The organism is Streptomyces sp. NPDC002640 (assembly GCF_053592575.1).
In genome coordinates, this window is the sequence record NZ_JBSFVZ010000006.1 from 61963 (window position 1) to 75592 (window position 13630).

Annotated in this window: 13 protein-coding genes; 7 read left to right on the plus strand and 6 right to left on the minus strand. The window is 74.6% G+C overall.

The features are described 5' to 3' along the window. Positions 1–34 precede the first annotated feature (34 nt). Together ACWD3O_RS10250 and ACWD3O_RS10255 are read right to left on the minus strand one after the other, a co-directional pair. Positions 35–223, minus strand: a complete 189-nt coding sequence (locus ACWD3O_RS10250; RefSeq protein ID WP_451415554.1) for a hypothetical protein — start codon at positions 221–223, stop codon at positions 35–37. Between the two features lie 68 nt (positions 224–291). Continuing rightward, positions 292–792 (minus strand): DUF4383 domain-containing protein, encoded by a 501-nt coding sequence (locus tag ACWD3O_RS10255; protein WP_451415555.1) that lies wholly within the window; start codon positions 790–792, stop codon positions 292–294. A gap of 147 nt (positions 793–939) precedes the next feature. On the opposite strand from ACWD3O_RS10255, the gene ACWD3O_RS10260 reads away from it, so the two are divergent. The 4 genes from ACWD3O_RS10260 to ACWD3O_RS10275 all read left to right on the plus strand — a co-directional run bounded on the left by ACWD3O_RS10260 (position 940) and on the right by ACWD3O_RS10275 (position 5356). Continuing rightward, positions 940–2178 (plus strand): cytochrome P450, encoded by a 1239-nt coding sequence (locus ACWD3O_RS10260; protein WP_451415556.1) that lies wholly within the window; start codon positions 940–942, stop codon positions 2176–2178. A gap of 18 nt (positions 2179–2196) precedes the next feature. Then, positions 2197–2502, plus strand: coding sequence for a hypothetical protein (locus tag ACWD3O_RS10265; protein ID WP_451409242.1), 306 nt, complete (start codon positions 2197–2199; stop codon positions 2500–2502). Between the two features lie 107 nt (positions 2503–2609). After that, positions 2610–4259: a PP2C family protein-serine/threonine phosphatase gene (locus ACWD3O_RS10270; protein WP_451415698.1), complete on the plus strand. Its 1650-nt coding sequence runs from the start codon at positions 2610–2612 to the stop codon at positions 4257–4259. Continuing rightward, positions 4256–5356 carry a cobalamin B12-binding domain-containing protein gene (locus tag ACWD3O_RS10275; RefSeq protein ID WP_451415557.1) on the plus strand — a complete coding sequence of 367 codons (1101 nt, stop codon included), beginning with the start codon at positions 4256–4258 and terminating at the stop codon, positions 5354–5356. Before ACWD3O_RS10270 ends, ACWD3O_RS10275 begins: the two co-directional genes overlap by 4 nt. 24 nt (positions 5357–5380) lie before the next feature. Here the strand turns inward: ACWD3O_RS10275 and ACWD3O_RS10280 are convergent, their stop codons facing one another. The 3 genes from ACWD3O_RS10280 to ACWD3O_RS10290 all read right to left on the minus strand — a co-directional run bounded on the left by ACWD3O_RS10280 (position 5381) and on the right by ACWD3O_RS10290 (position 7825). Beyond that, positions 5381–6550 carry a zinc-dependent alcohol dehydrogenase gene (locus tag ACWD3O_RS10280; RefSeq protein ID WP_451415558.1) on the minus strand — a complete coding sequence of 390 codons (1170 nt, stop codon included), beginning with the start codon at positions 6548–6550 and terminating at the stop codon, positions 5381–5383. Next, entirely contained in the window at positions 6547–7023 is a 477-nt protein-coding gene (locus ACWD3O_RS10285; protein ID WP_451415559.1) for a hypothetical protein, read from the minus strand. Before ACWD3O_RS10285 ends, ACWD3O_RS10280 begins: the two co-directional genes overlap by 4 nt. Positions 7024–7129: 106 nt before the next feature. Further along, positions 7130–7825 carry a hemerythrin domain-containing protein gene (locus ACWD3O_RS10290; protein ID WP_451415560.1) on the minus strand — a complete coding sequence of 232 codons (696 nt, stop codon included), beginning with the start codon at positions 7823–7825 and terminating at the stop codon, positions 7130–7132. 162 nt (positions 7826–7987) lie between these two features. Between ACWD3O_RS10290 and ACWD3O_RS10295 the strand changes: the two genes are divergently transcribed. The 3 genes from ACWD3O_RS10295 (at position 7988) to ACWD3O_RS10305 (ending at position 10960) form a co-directional block, all read left to right on the plus strand. Next, on the plus strand, positions 7988–8644 hold the full coding sequence (locus ACWD3O_RS10295) for a pentapeptide repeat-containing protein (protein ID WP_451415561.1): 657 nt from the start codon (positions 7988–7990) through the stop codon (positions 8642–8644). 247 nt (positions 8645–8891) lie between these two features. Further along, positions 8892–10601, plus strand: a complete 1710-nt coding sequence (ctaD, locus tag ACWD3O_RS10300) for an aa3-type cytochrome oxidase subunit I (RefSeq protein WP_451409236.1) — start codon at positions 8892–8894, stop codon at positions 10599–10601. Further along, entirely contained in the window at positions 10598–10960 is a 363-nt protein-coding gene (locus ACWD3O_RS10305; RefSeq protein ID WP_451415562.1) for a hypothetical protein, read from the plus strand. Before ctaD ends, ACWD3O_RS10305 begins: the two co-directional genes overlap by 4 nt. 90 nt (positions 10961–11050) lie before the next feature. Here the strand turns inward: ACWD3O_RS10305 and ACWD3O_RS10310 are convergent, their stop codons facing one another. Then, positions 11051–13420, minus strand: a complete 2370-nt coding sequence (locus tag ACWD3O_RS10310) for a SpoIIE family protein phosphatase (RefSeq protein WP_451415699.1) — start codon at positions 13418–13420, stop codon at positions 11051–11053. Positions 13421–13630 lie beyond the last annotated feature (210 nt).

A 13630-nucleotide genomic window follows, 5' to 3' on the forward strand; every position in this document is an offset into this window, starting at 1 on the left:
CTTCACCCGCACGACCGAGGCCCCCGTCCCGTTCTCACCGAACGGGACGGGGGCCTCGTGCGTCGCCCGAGGGGCGCGCGGGTCGGTCGCCGCCGTCCTCGTCCGTGGTGGACGGCTGCTCGTCGTCCTGGCGGGCGCGCTCCTCCTCGGGGTGGACGTCCCGCTCTCCGGTCACCTGCTCCAGCGGGCTGTCGGCCTGGTCGCGGTCCTGGGGGTCGGGCATGGGGGCCTCCTCGTGGTCGCCCGGACGTGTCACCCCGGCGAGTCACCCGCCGGGCGCGCGCCAACCCCTCAGGGCGCCAGGTTCGCCCCGCCGTCGCCGCGTCCGCCGGTGGCCCGGTGCGTCCCCGCGCCGCCGCGGCCGCGGGTCAGCAGCATGGCCAGGGCGATCATGCCGAGGCCCAGGAAGAGGTGGAGCCAGTTGTCGGCGTTGTTCAGCGGCACGAAGTTGGCGCTGCTGTGGTGGTCGACGACCAGCCCGTAGACCCACAGCACCAGGTAGACCAGGCCGCCGCCGATCAGGTAGGCGCGGGCGGCGGGCGCGGTCCGCGCCAGGGCCAGGCCGAGAACGCCGAGGAGCAGGTGCACGAGGTTGTGCAGGATCGACACCTGGAAGACGCCCAGGAGCTCGGCGCCCGACCCGTGCGAGGCGAACTGCAGGTCGCCGTAGTTCGTGGTGATGCCGGGCACAAAGCCCAGCAGCCCCACCAGGACGAACACCAGGCCCACCGCCTGGGCGGCCCGTTGCAGCGGGGTGCGGGCCCCGGCGGGGCGCGCGTCGTTCGTGGTCATCGTCGTACCACCTCCTCACGGCGGACTCCGTCCTTCGGCTCCCGCCTGTGCTGCGCCCGGTGCCCGGACCGGGCGGGGCCAGTCCGGCGCTCACCCACCCGGCGGAGCAGGGAGTTTTCCGGCCCGCCCCCAGGGCACTCGCCCGCCATGTCCAGCAACCCCTCTCCGCTCGCCGACCGCACCGCCGCGCTCCTGCTCAAGGGCTACACCTGGCTCCCCGGGCTGGTCCGGCAGTACGGGACCCCGCTGCGCACCCGGCTGGCGGGCCGCCCCACCGTGGCCCTGCGCGGCCCGGAGGCGGTCCGGTTCGTGTACGACGAGCGTCACGTGGTGCGCGGGCCCGCCCTGCCGGAGCCCGTGCTGAGCACGCTCTTCGGGAAGGGCGCCGTGCACACCCTGGACGGCGAGGCGCACCGGGTGCGCAAGGCGATGTTCCTGTCCCTGCTGACCGACCCGCGGCAGATCGCCGACCTCACCGAGCAGGTCGCCGACGCCTGGGAGCGGGCGGTGCCCGGCTGGGCCGCACGGGACGAGATCGTGCTGTTCGACGAGGCGGCCGTGGTCCTCGCCGAGGGCGTGTGCCGGTGGGCCGGGGTGCCGCTGAAGGACGACGAGGTCCGTCCCCTCGCCCGCGACCTGGTGGCCATGGTGGACGGCTTCGCCACCGCGGGTCCGCGGCACTGGCGGGCCCGGCGGGCCCGCGCGCGGCGCGAGTTCTGGGCGGCGGGCGTCGTCGAGGAGGTCCGCGACGACGCGCTGGCCCCGCCGGAGGGCTCGGCGCTCGAGGTGATCGCCCGGCACCGCGACGCGGACGGCCTGCCGCTGGAGCCGCGGGTCGCCGGCGTGGAACTGCTGAACGTGCTGCGCCCGACGGTCGCGGTGACCTGGTTCGTCGCCTTCGCCGGGCACCTGCTGCACCACCGGCCCGACGTGCGGGACCGGCTGTGGACGGACGACGCCGCCTACCTGGCGGCCTTCGTCCACGAGCTGCGCCGCTTCTACCCGTTCGCGCCGCTGATCGGGGGACAGGCCCCGGCGGGGGTGTCGTACGGCGGCGAGCGGATCCCGGAGGGCGGCATGGTGCTGCTCGACCTCTTCGGCCAGAACCACGACGAGGAGCTGTGGGGCGACCCGTACGTCTTCCGGCCGGAGCGGTTCCTGGAGCGGCCGGTGGAGCGCGACGAGCTGGTGCCGCAGGGCGGTGGCGACCCGGCGCACGGCCACCGCTGCCCCGGCGAGGCGATCACCATCGCGCTGCTGGAGGCGCTGACGCTGCGGCTGGCCCGGCTGGATCACCGGGTGCCCGACCAGGACCTGCGGATCTCCCTGCACCGGATGCCGGCCCGGCCCCGCAGCGGCATCCGCATCTCGGTGACCGGCACGTGACGAGGGGACGGGACGACGATGGCCAGGCCCAGGCGCTACGCCGTGGCGGCGTCCGGACGGTGGACCGACGAGGAGGACGGGCGGCGGCTCCCGGCCGGCGAGGTGCACGCCTGGGAGCCGGGGACCAACCAGACCGTCTGTGGTCTCTCGATCAGCCGCTCGGAGCTGACCCGTTTCCCGGGGGTGCTCTGGCAGGACACCTTCCCGGAGTCCGGCGGGGCGGCGGACCAGGTCCGGCGGGTGTGCCCGCGGTGCGCCTCGGTGGCCGGGCGGCGCGGCCCGGACGCCCGGCCCCGCTGGCAGCGGACCAGGCCGCGGCCGTGACTCGGCACACATCCGGGCCCGTACTTGCTCCTCGACGCCCCGGCGCGGGAAGGTGGTAGGACCAATGTCTTCAGAAGGGCGGTCGGCGTGTTTCGGTCACGCCGGTGATGGACCCCTCGTACTCACTTCACGACAACCCCTCGGCCGCCGCGTTCGAACGGGAGGCGGCCCGCACGGCCCCCTTCCCGCTTCTGACCGCGGACCCGATGGGTGTCGTCACCTCGCTCAACCCGGCCGCCGCCGCGCTCCTGCCGCGCGCCGCGGCCGGTGTCCAGCTGCGCGACGCCGCCCCTTCCTGGCTGGTCAGGGCCCACGAGCGGGCCTGCCGGGCCGCCGCGTCACAGGGCGCCCCGGCCACCTGCCACGGTCCGGTCGACGACCGCTGGTTCCGTGCGCACCCGGTCTTCGCCCCGGACGGCGGCGTCGGCTGGTGGCTGCTGGACGACACCGCGCGCCACGCCGCCGAACGCCTCCTGGCGGAGGAGCGGCGGCTCGCCGGCGTGCTCGCCGAGGCCTCCGGCGCGCTGCTCGCCACCCTCAACCCCGAACGCTGCCTGGAGCTCACCGCACGGCTGGCGGCCGAGCACCTGGCCGACGCCGCGGTGGTCGTCGCCCCCGTGCTCGGCCGGGGTCTGCCGGTGGCGCGCTGCGGTCCGGACGGCGTGGCGACCCACCAGCTGCTGCGTGCCGAACCGGCGGCGGTCCCGAGCCTGGAGGAGGCGCTGCTCGGGCGCCTGCCGTCGCCCTCCACCGTCGCCCTCGACCCCGCGCTGCTGCCCGACTGGGCGGTGCCGGAATCCCTGACGGGGCCGGTGACCCGCGCCACGCTCACCCCCCTGCCGGGGCAGGGCATGCCCGCGGGGGCGCTGCTGCTGCTCGACACCGGCGCCTCCGACGGCGCCGACGACGCCCGTCCCGGCCCCGGCTTCGCCCGCCTCTTCGCCAGCCGGGCGGGCGCCGCCCTCTCCGCCGCCCGGCTGCACGCCGACCAGGCGGCGATCACCGCCACCCTGATGCGCGGCCTGCTGCCGCCCGGGCTGTCGGCGGTCCACGGCGTGGAGTACGCCGGCGTCTACCGGGCCTCGGGGGCGAGCGAGTGGGTGGGCGGCGACTTCTACGACGTCCATCCGGGTTCCGGCGCCGGCGACGAGACGCTGGTGGTGCTGGGCGACGTGTGCGGCAAGGGGCTGGAGGCCGCCGTCCTCACCGGCAAGATACGCAACACCCTGCAGGCGCTGCTGCCGCTCGCCGACGACCACCAGCGGCTGCTGGGCCTGCTCAACGGCGCCCTGCTCACCCCCGCCAACCCGCGCTTCGCCACCCTGGCCCTGGCCTCCGTGGTGCGCGACGGCCCGCTGGTGCGGCTGCGGGTCACCAGCGCGGGTCATCCCCCGCCGATGGTGGTGCGCCGCTCGGGGGCGGTGGAGGAGGCACCCACCCGGGGGACGCTGGTCGGCGCCGTCCACGAGATCAGCTCCACCACCGCCGAGGTGGTCCTGGAGCCGGGCGAGACCTGCGTGTTCTTCACCGACGGCGTCACCGAGGCGCGCGGGGGGCCGCTGGGGAACGAGATGTTCGGGCAGCGGCGGCTGGAGGCGGCGCTGGCCGAGTGCGCGGGCATGCCGGTCGACGCGCTGGCCGCTCACGTGCACATGCTGGTGGCCGACTGGCTCTGCGGGAACGATCATGACGACATCGCGGTGGTGGCCGTCGGCGCCCCGCACCGCACATCGCCCCAGGAAGGCCCCACAGCATGACGCAGCAGCACCCCGAGGACCCGGGCGCGGCCCCGGCCCCCTGGGAGAAGGTGCCCCTGGCGGTCCACGAGCGCCTGTGGGAGGCGCTGCGGGAGGGCGACGAGTACGCCGCGTCCGCGGTCGTCCTCGACGCGGTCGACGACGGTCTGAGCGTGGAGGACGCGCTCCTCGGGCTGATCGCGCCGGTGCAGGTGCGGATCGGGGCCGAGTGGGCCGCGAACCGGATCACGGTGGCCCAGGAGCACACGGCGACCGCGGTCAACGAGCGGGTGATGGCCGCGCTCGCCCACCACCCGGCGCACCGGCCGCCCGCTCCGCACCTCGGGCGGATCACGGTGGCCTGCGTGGACGGCGAGTGGCACGCGCTGCCGGCCCGGCTGGTCGCGGAGGTGCTGCGGCGGCGGGGCTGGGAGGTCGGGTTCCTCGGCGCCCACGTGCCGACCGCGCACCTGGTCGCGGAGCTGCACTCCTCCGCCCCGCGGGCGGTGGCGCTGTCCTGCTCGATGCCGCGCCATCTGCCCACCGCGCACCGGGTGGTGGCGGCCTGCCAGGACGCCGGGTTCCCGGTGCTCGCCGGCGGCCGGGCGTTCGGGACGGACGGGCGGTACGCGCGGGCGCTCGGCGCGGACGGGTGGGCGCCGAACGCGCAGGGCGCGGCGGAGGTGCTGGCGACCGGCCTCGCCGGAAGCCTGCCGCGGCCGGGACACCGGCCCGTCGACGACCTGCCGCACCTGGCGGACCAGGAGCACGCGGTCGTGTCGCGGGCGCGGCAGGACCTGGTGCGGTCGGCGCTGGCCGGGCTGGAGGAGCGGTTCCCGCCGATGCGGGCGTACTCGGACGGGCAGCGGGACCGCACGGCGGAGGACGTCGCGCACATCGTGGACCACCTCGCGGCGGCGGTCTACGTCGACGACGACGCCCTCTTCACCGAGTTCCTCTCCTGGACCGCGGAGGTCCTGACCGCCCGCGGTGTCCCCGCGGCGAGCCTCGTCCCCACGCTGGACCTCCTCGCCGCGGCCCTCCCGCCCGGCACCCCCCGCACCCACCGCGTCCTCACCGCGGGCCACCGGGAACTCGCCCCCGCCCCGCAGCACTGACCCGCCCCTCGCGGGCTCCGGGGTTCAGGGGCGGATGACGGAGCGGACGCAGCCCTGCTTCTTGTGCTTGAACAGGTCGTACGCCTGCGGGGCCTCGTCCAGGGGGAAGGTGTGGGTCGCCAGGTGGGCCGTGCTGATGTCCCCCGCGGCGACCCGCTCCAGCAGCATCGGGATGTACCGCTGCCCGTGCATCTGCGCACCGCGCAGCGTCAGGCCCTTGTTGACGACGGCGCCGAGCGGGAACTTGTCGACGCCCCCGGCGAAGACACCGAGCACGAACACCGTGCCGCCCTTGCGGCAGGCGTGGATCGCCTCCCGGACCGCCGTCGGCCGGTCGGTCTGAAGCCGCAGCTGCTGCTTGACCTGGTCGTACACGTGCGCGATCCCGTCGCCGTGCGCCTCCTGGCCCACCGCCTCGACGCACACGTTCGGTCCCCGCCCGCCGGTCCGCTCCCGCAGTTCCGCCGCGACGTCCGTGCGGGTGTAGTCGATGGTCTCGGACCCGATGTACCGCTCCGTCATGGCGAGCCGTTCGGGGATCCGGTCGATGGAGATCACCCGTTCCGCGCCCATCAGGATGGCCGCCCGCGCGGCCATCTGCCCGACCGCACCGCAGCCCCAGACGGCGACCACGTCGCCCGGCTTCACCCCGCCGAGGTCGGCGCCCATCCACCCGGTGGGCACCGAGTCGGAGACGAACAGCGCGCTGACGTCGTCGACCTCCTCGGGCACCGGGAACGCCCCGTGGTCGGCGAACGGCACGCGCACGTACTCGGCGTGGCTGCCCCGCAGGCCGCCCATGGCGTGCGAGTAGCCGAAGATGCCGCCGGTCTCGTAGCCGAAGAGGGCCTGGCCGATGCCCGGGTTGGTGTTGGTGTTGTCGCACAGCGACCACAGGTCGTTGGCGCAGTACCAGCACCGGCCGCAGCCGACGAAGGAGCACACCACCACCCGGTCGCCCGGCCTGTGGCGCCGCACCCCCCGCCCGGTCTCGACGACCTCGGCCACGAACTCGTGCCCGATGACGTCGCCGGCCCGCATCGCGGGGATGTAGCCGCCGATCAGGTGCAGGTCGGACCCGCAGGTGGTGCCGGCCAGCAGCCGCACGATCATGTCCTGGTCGTTGCGCAGCTCCGGGTCGGGGACCTGCTCCACGGCCAGCTCGTTCACGCCTTCCCAGCACAGCGCCTTCACAGCACTCCTTCCCCGCCGGACCTCCGGCTCAGCAGTCCCAGCACCTTCCCGCCCGGCGTGTCGTGCGTGGTGGGCGGCGTGTCGGGCAGCATCACCTCGCCCGTCTCCAGCAGCGACTTGGCCTCCCGCAGGGCGACCCGGAGCTCCTGCCGCGGGTCCTCGCCGGCCAGCCGTCCCGGCAGGGACGACGCGAGGCGCGAGGGCGGGTCCTTGAGCAGCACGGCCAGCTCGGTGCCGCGGTCACCGGGCGCCGGGGTCACCTTCACGTCGATCCGGTCGGCGAACCGGTCCAGCGGCGGCGGGAGCGCACCGCCCCGGCCGACCTCCTCGGGCGGCAGGTTGACGGTGACGGTCAGCCACCGGTTCCCCGCCCGCCCCTCCGCCTCGCGGTCCTCCCGGCCCCGGCACCGGGCCTTGCGCACCGCCACGACCCCGGCGGCGAGGGCGGGCAGCCCCCACACGATCTTCCTCATCCGGTCCTCCCGGCCCAGCGCTCGGTGTCCGTCCCCGTGGGCGGTGGGGTACCAGGCAGGACCGGTTCGAAACGGCACCCGGGGCGCCGGCCGGGCGGGGGCGCGCTCAACGCCCTGCCCCCAGGCCCCGCCGGGCCAGGACGACCGCCGTCGCCGCGGCGGCCAGCAGCGCCCCGGCGAGTGCGCCGCCGCGGCGGGCCCCGAGGTCGCGCAGCCGGTCGTAGCCGCTGAGCGGAACACCGAGCACGGCGTTGCCGGGCGGGCGGCGCGGGACCACCGGGTGGGGGCGGGTGGGCGAGGTCAGCCGCACCGCCTCCCAGGCCGCGCCGACCCGGCGCAGCCGCCGGTCGTCGAGCGCCGCCCGCAGACGGGGCAGCAGGACGTCCTCCTCGTCGCGGATGTCCTGCCGGATCAGGGCGAAGGCCTCCGCGATCCACCCCTCGCGCCGGGGGTCGTCCGGGCCGGCCTCCTCGACACGGGCCACCAGTTCGTTGATCGCCTGGTGCTCCTCCTCGACCTCCGCGGTGAGTTCCTCGCCGTCCACGGCCAGCCGCCGCAGCAGCGGCCACAGCACGGTCTCCTCGGCGAACGCGTGGCTGAACGTCAGCTGCACGATGTCCCGCCACAGCCGCTCCCGTTCCGGGTCCCCGGCCGCCGCCCGCTCGTAGGCGTTCATCATCCGGTCGAGTGCGTCGTGGTCACGGCGCTGCCGCGCCAGGACGCTGCCCTCCCCGCCCAGTGCGTCGGTGTCGAGTTCCGCCACGGAGGGCAGCTCGGCGGCGGATGCGGAGGAAGCGGTCATGGGAGGCCTCGCAGGCGGGGTCGCGGCCGGACGGTGTCGTCGTGCGAGTGGCCCGGAACCCGCCCGTCAATCCCGGGGACGGTGCCGGACGGCCGCCTGCCTCCCGGCCCGGGGCGCCGGTCCCGGTAGAGTCGGCCCCTCCCGTACGTCTGCGAGGTGCACATGACGGCCGTCCCCCGAGAGCTCGGCGACCTGCCGTACGCCGGGTACCTGGAGCCCTTGCGCGGGGAGCTGGAGACCGAGGGCGTGTACGACACCGTCCACGCCGACGAGCGGGAGTTCCTGGAGCCCCGTGCGGGCGGCGCCCGGTTCGTGGAGTGCGCCTTCACCTCGGTGGCGTTCGAGGGCGGGGCGATGCGGCGGGCCCGGTTCACCGACGTGTGGTGCCACAGCACCCGCTGGGTGGGCACCGACCTGGCCGAGTCGTCCTGGATGGACGTCTCGCTGGTCTCCGGAATGCTGGCGGGGGCGCAGGCCTTCGGCTCCACGCTGCGCCGGGTGACCTTCTCCCACTGCAAGCTGGACTCGGTCAACTGGCGGTCGGCGGCGCTGCGGGAGGTCCGTTTCGTGGACTGCCTGCTGCGCGACGTGGACTTCGGGGAGGCCACGCTCACCGACGTCTCCTTCCCCGGTTCCACCCTCGACGGCGTCCGGCTGCGCGGCGCCCGGCTCGCCACGGTGGACCTGCGCGGCGCGGCGTCGCTCGGCATCGCCGACGGCGTCGAGGCGCTGCGCGGGGCGGTCGTCGACCACGGTCAGCTCCTCGACCTGGCCCCGGCGTTCGCCCAGGCGCTGGGCGTCACGGTCGCCGAGCGCTGACGCCGGGCCGCGCGCCGACGCCGGCCCGCGGCCCGCCGCCCCAACTCCCCCACGGCCCATCGCCCGGAAGGGTGGATCGGACCGGCCGTTCGGCTCCCCGGCACGGCTGTGACGCGCCGTGGCGGGTAGAGGTCACGGCTACCTTCGGCCGGACCGGTGAGGCGGAGGGCGGGGACCCCCGGTTCGCCGGTCCCTTCCATCCGCCGCAGGCGTCGAACGCATCGATCGCCATGCACCGAGGAGACCGATGGCGAGCCATACCGAACCTGTTGCCCCGGTGCCCGTGAAGGGCCGCGGACCGGGACGCGTGATCGTCTCGTGGCTGACGACGACCGACCACAAGAAGATCGGCAACCTGTACCTGATCACCTCGTTCGTCTTCTTCCTGCTCGCCGGCCTGCTGGCCCTGGTGATCCGTGCCGAACTGGCGCGCCCGGGGCTGCAGTTGATCTCCAACGAGCAGTACAACCAGGCGTTCACCATGCACGGCACGATGATGCTGCTGCTGTTCGCCACCCCGACCTTCGCCGGGTTCGCCAACGCAATCATGCCGCTGCAGATCGGTTCCCCCGACGTCGCCTTCCCCCGGCTGAACGCCTTCTCGTTCTGGCTGTTCCTGTTCGGCAGCCTGATCGTGCTGACCAGCTTCCTCACCCCCAACGGCGCCGCCGACTTCGGCTGGACGGCGTACACCCCGCTCAGCGGCAGGGAGCACACCGGGTACCTCGGCGGCGACCTGTGGATCATGGGCCTGGCGCTCTCCGGCTTCGGCACCATCCTCGGCGCGGTCAACTTCATCACCACGGTCCTGTGCCTGCGCGCGCCTGGCATGACCATGTTCCGGATGCCGATCTTCACCTGGAACGTGCTGCTCACCTCGGTGCTGGTGCTGCTGGCCTTCCCGGTGCTGGCCGCCGCCCTGTTCGCGCTGGAGGCGGACCGCAGGTTCGGCACCCACATCTACGACCCGGCGAACGGCGGGGCACTGCTGTGGCAGCACCTGTTCTGGTTCTTCGGGCACCCCGAGGTCTACATCCTGGCGCTGCCGTTCTTCGGCGTGATCAGCGAGATCATCCCGGTCTTCTCCCGCAAGCCGATCTTCGGCTACATGGGCCTGGTCGGCGCCACCATCGCCATCACCGGCCTCTCGGTCGCCGTGTGGGCGCACCACATGTTCGCGACCGGCGGTGTGCTGCTGCCGTTCTTCTCCTTCATGACCTTCCTGATCGCGGTTCCGACCGGGGTGAAGTTCTTCAACTGGATCGGCACCATGTGGAAGGGCTCGCTGTCCTTCGAACCGCCCATGCTGTGGTCGGTGGGCTTCCTGGTCACCTTCCTGTTCGGCGGGCTGACCGGCGTGGTCCTCGGCTCGCCGCCGCTGGACTGGCACGTCACCGACAGCTACTTCGTGATCGCCCACTTCCACTACGTGCTGTTCGGCACGATCGTGTTCGCGATGTTCGGCGGATTCAGCTTCTGGTGGCCGAAGCTGACCGGCACCATGCTCGACCACCGCCTGGAGAAGGTGCACTTCTGGACGCTGTTCGTCGGCTTCCACGGCACGTTCCTGGTGCAGCACTGGCTGGGCGCCGAGGGCATGCCGCGCCGCTACGCCGACTACCTGGCCGCCGACGGCTTCACCGCCCTCAACACCGTCTCCTCCATCGCCGCCTTCCTGCTGGGCCTGTCGACGCTGCCGTTCCTCTACAACGTCTGGCGCACCGCGCAGCGCGGCGAGCGGATCGCGGTGGACGACCCCTGGGGCTACGGCCGTTCCCTGGAGTGGGCGACCTCCTGCCCGCCGCCGCGGCACAACTTCGAGACGCTGCCCCGGATCCGCTCCGAGTCCCCCGCCTTCGACCTGCACCACCCGGACCTGGCGTCGTTCGACGAGGACGAGAACGACGGCAAGAGGGACGTCCTGGACGCGGCGAGCCACCGCGGGCGGCGGACATGAGCCTGCGCACGCCGGGCGGGCGCGAGGTGCCGCCGTCGGTGGAGATGGAGGCCCACCTGATCGCCCACACCCACAGCGAGCGCGCCCGGCAGGAGGCGCGGGAGCTGTGCGCGCGCATGCCGTGGCTGACGACCGCGCAGGCGGAGGACCTCGCCCGCCACTACGTGCCGCTGCGCCTCGGTCTCAGCCGCCGCATGCTGCGGGAGGTCACCGAACGCGCCGACCAGCTCCGCCAGGAGTACGAGGCCCGCTACCGGGAGCTGCGCCGCGCCCTGCTGCGCCGGCACGCGGCGGCCGCCTGCGCCACGCTGGCCTGCGCGGCGGGCCTGGGGTCCCTGACCCTGCTGGCGGCCCGCTGACCCCGCACGGACGGGGCCGCCTGCCCCGCAACACACAGACGTGGGCCCCGGCTCGGACAGCCGGGGCCCACGGCCGTGTCGAGGACGGGCTCAGAGCACCCGGATGCCGATCAGGCAGGTGTCGTCGTCGGTGTCCGACTTGCTGTGCGTGAGCAGGCCGTCCAGCCGCTGCTCCAGGCCGGCGGTCGGCTTGCGGGCGGTGGACAGCAGGCGGCTCAGGGAGTCGTGGACGGACTCGTCGCGGCGCTCGACCAGGCCGTCGGTGTACATCAGCAGCGTGTCGCCCGGGTCGAGCTGGAGCTCGGCCTCCTCGTAGGTCGCCTCGGAGAGGGCGCCCAGCAGGATGCCGCCGGCCGGCTGGAGTGGCGACGCCTTCTCGCCGCGGACCAGCACCGGCGGCAGGTGTCCGGCCCGGGCCCAGCGCAGGGTGCGGGTCTCCGGGTCGTACAGGCCGCAGACGGCGGTGGCCGTGACGTGCTCGGTGAGGTAGTGGGCGACGATGTTGAGCCAGGCCAGCAGCTGGCCGGGGCCGGCGCCGGTCACCGCGAGGCCGCGCATGGCGTTGCGCAGCACGACCATGCTGGTGGCGGCCTCTATGCCGTGCCCGGCGACGTCGCCGACGCAGAGCATGACCTGCTTGGAGGGCAGCACCACCACGTCGTACCAGTCGCCGCCGACCATGGACTCCGACTCGGCGGGCCGGTAGCGCACCGCGACCTGCAGGCCGGGGCTCTGCATCCCGGAGTGGCTGGGCGGCATGATGGCGTGCTGGAGCTGCAGGGTGAGCCGGTTGCGTTCGGCGGCCTGCTGCTCGGTGTGGGCGAGCTGGTCGCGGGTGGCGGCCAGCGCCACCTCGGTCCAGTGCTGGGCGGAGATGTCCTGGTAGGCGCCGCGGACCGAGCGCAGCCGGTTGTCCTCGTCGAGGACGGGCTCGGCGACCACCCGGATGTGGCGGGTGATGCCGTCGGGCCGCTGGAGGCGGAAAGCGGCCGAGGCGGCCCTGCGGTGGTGCAGGACCGCGCGGACGAAGCGTCCGATGGCCACGGCGTCGTCGGGGTGGGCGTGTGCCGCCATCTCCTCCAGCGACACCGGGCGGGTGTGGTGCGGCAGCCCGTACAGGTCGAAGAGCTGGTCGTTCCAGACGATCTCGCCGGTGAGGACGTTCTCCTCGAACCCGCCGATCCGGCCGAGGCGCTGCGCGTGCTGGAGCAGGTTCGCCAGCCGCGCCGTGTCGTCCTCGACGCGCCAGATGAGCAGCACACTGCCGCCGTGCCGGCTGACGCTGATGTCGACGGTGGTGTCCAGCGGCACCTGGTCGACCAGCGTGGTCAGGGTCATCCCCCGGGAGCGGAACGCCTCACCGGTCGCGTAGACCCGTTCGATCTTCTCGAAGAGCCCGCTCTCCCCCATGGCCAGCGGGTACGACTCGAGCAGCAGCGTCCCGCCGACCGCGCTGCGGGGCCGTCCGGCGGGGTCGGTGAAGCAGCTGTTGACGTGGTGGATCCGGAAGTCGGCGAGCCGGCCGTCGGGCCACACATGGGGGGTGAGGACCAGCGCCGGGTCGTAGAGGCCCTCGGCGAGGTCGACCAGCTCGGACAGGTCCTGCGGGACCCGCCAGGTGTCCACCGGCGGGGTGACCGCGGCGCCGGGGCCGCCCTCGAGGGTGTGGGCGCACAGCTCGGCGAGCGCCTCGATCTGGCGGAGGATCTGCGGGGGGTGCTGCTCGAGGGGCCCGGGCCAGCAGATCTCCAGGATGCCGTGGATCCGGCCGCCGGTCCCGGCCGGGACGGCGATCCGGCCGCCGCGCGGGTTCTGCGACCAGCCGATGGACGGCATCGCGGAGGACGGCTGGGTCTCGGCGCGGAAGGTGCGCCGGTCGGTGAGCGCCTGCCGGGCCAGCGTGCACACGCCCGGCGGCACGTACCGCCAGCGGCCCGCCTCGTCGGCGGCGAAACCGGCGTGCCCGACCAGGGAGAGCGACGCGTCGGCGCCGGCCGCCCAGACGGCGACCGCGGTGGCGCCGAGCGGGGTCAGGGCGTGCTCGAGCAGCGACTCGGCGACCGCCTGGGTGTCCCCGGCGGCGGCCGCGCCGCTCTCGGCGGTGCGCAGGCGGACGGCGACGGACGCCGCGTCCTCGGCCTCCAGGACGTCCTGGTCCGCGGCGTCCTCGTCATGGTCGTCGTCCCCGGCCGCGGTCGCGCGCCGCACGAAGTCGGCGGCGACCTCGGTGACGTGGTCGCGGGCGGCCTGGTTGACGATGTCGGCCGCGAGTTCCAGCTGGGAGAGGCCGGACTCCTCGGCGAGCGCGGCGAGCTGGCGGCCCGCCGCGGTGGGCCCGCAGCCCAGCCGCTCGATCAGCACGCCCTTGGCCAGCTCGATCAGCGCCCGGCCGTCCGCCGCCGCCTGGGCGGCCCGGATCTCGTCCCGCAGCCGCGCCACGGTGGCCGCCAGCCGCCCCATGCCGGCGGCGGTCTCCGCGTCCGGCGCGTCGGCGCCCACCGTGCCCGGTCCGGTCCTGGCAGCGGGCACCAGCGACCCCTCCGTGTCGGCGGACGCGTCCACCGGCACGGGGTTGGCGGGGTTCTCCTGAGTGCTCACGGTGCTGCTGTGCTCCTCGGTCGGCTGGTCGGGTCGCGGTCGGGGTCGGTCACGGTCGGGACCGGAGCGCGG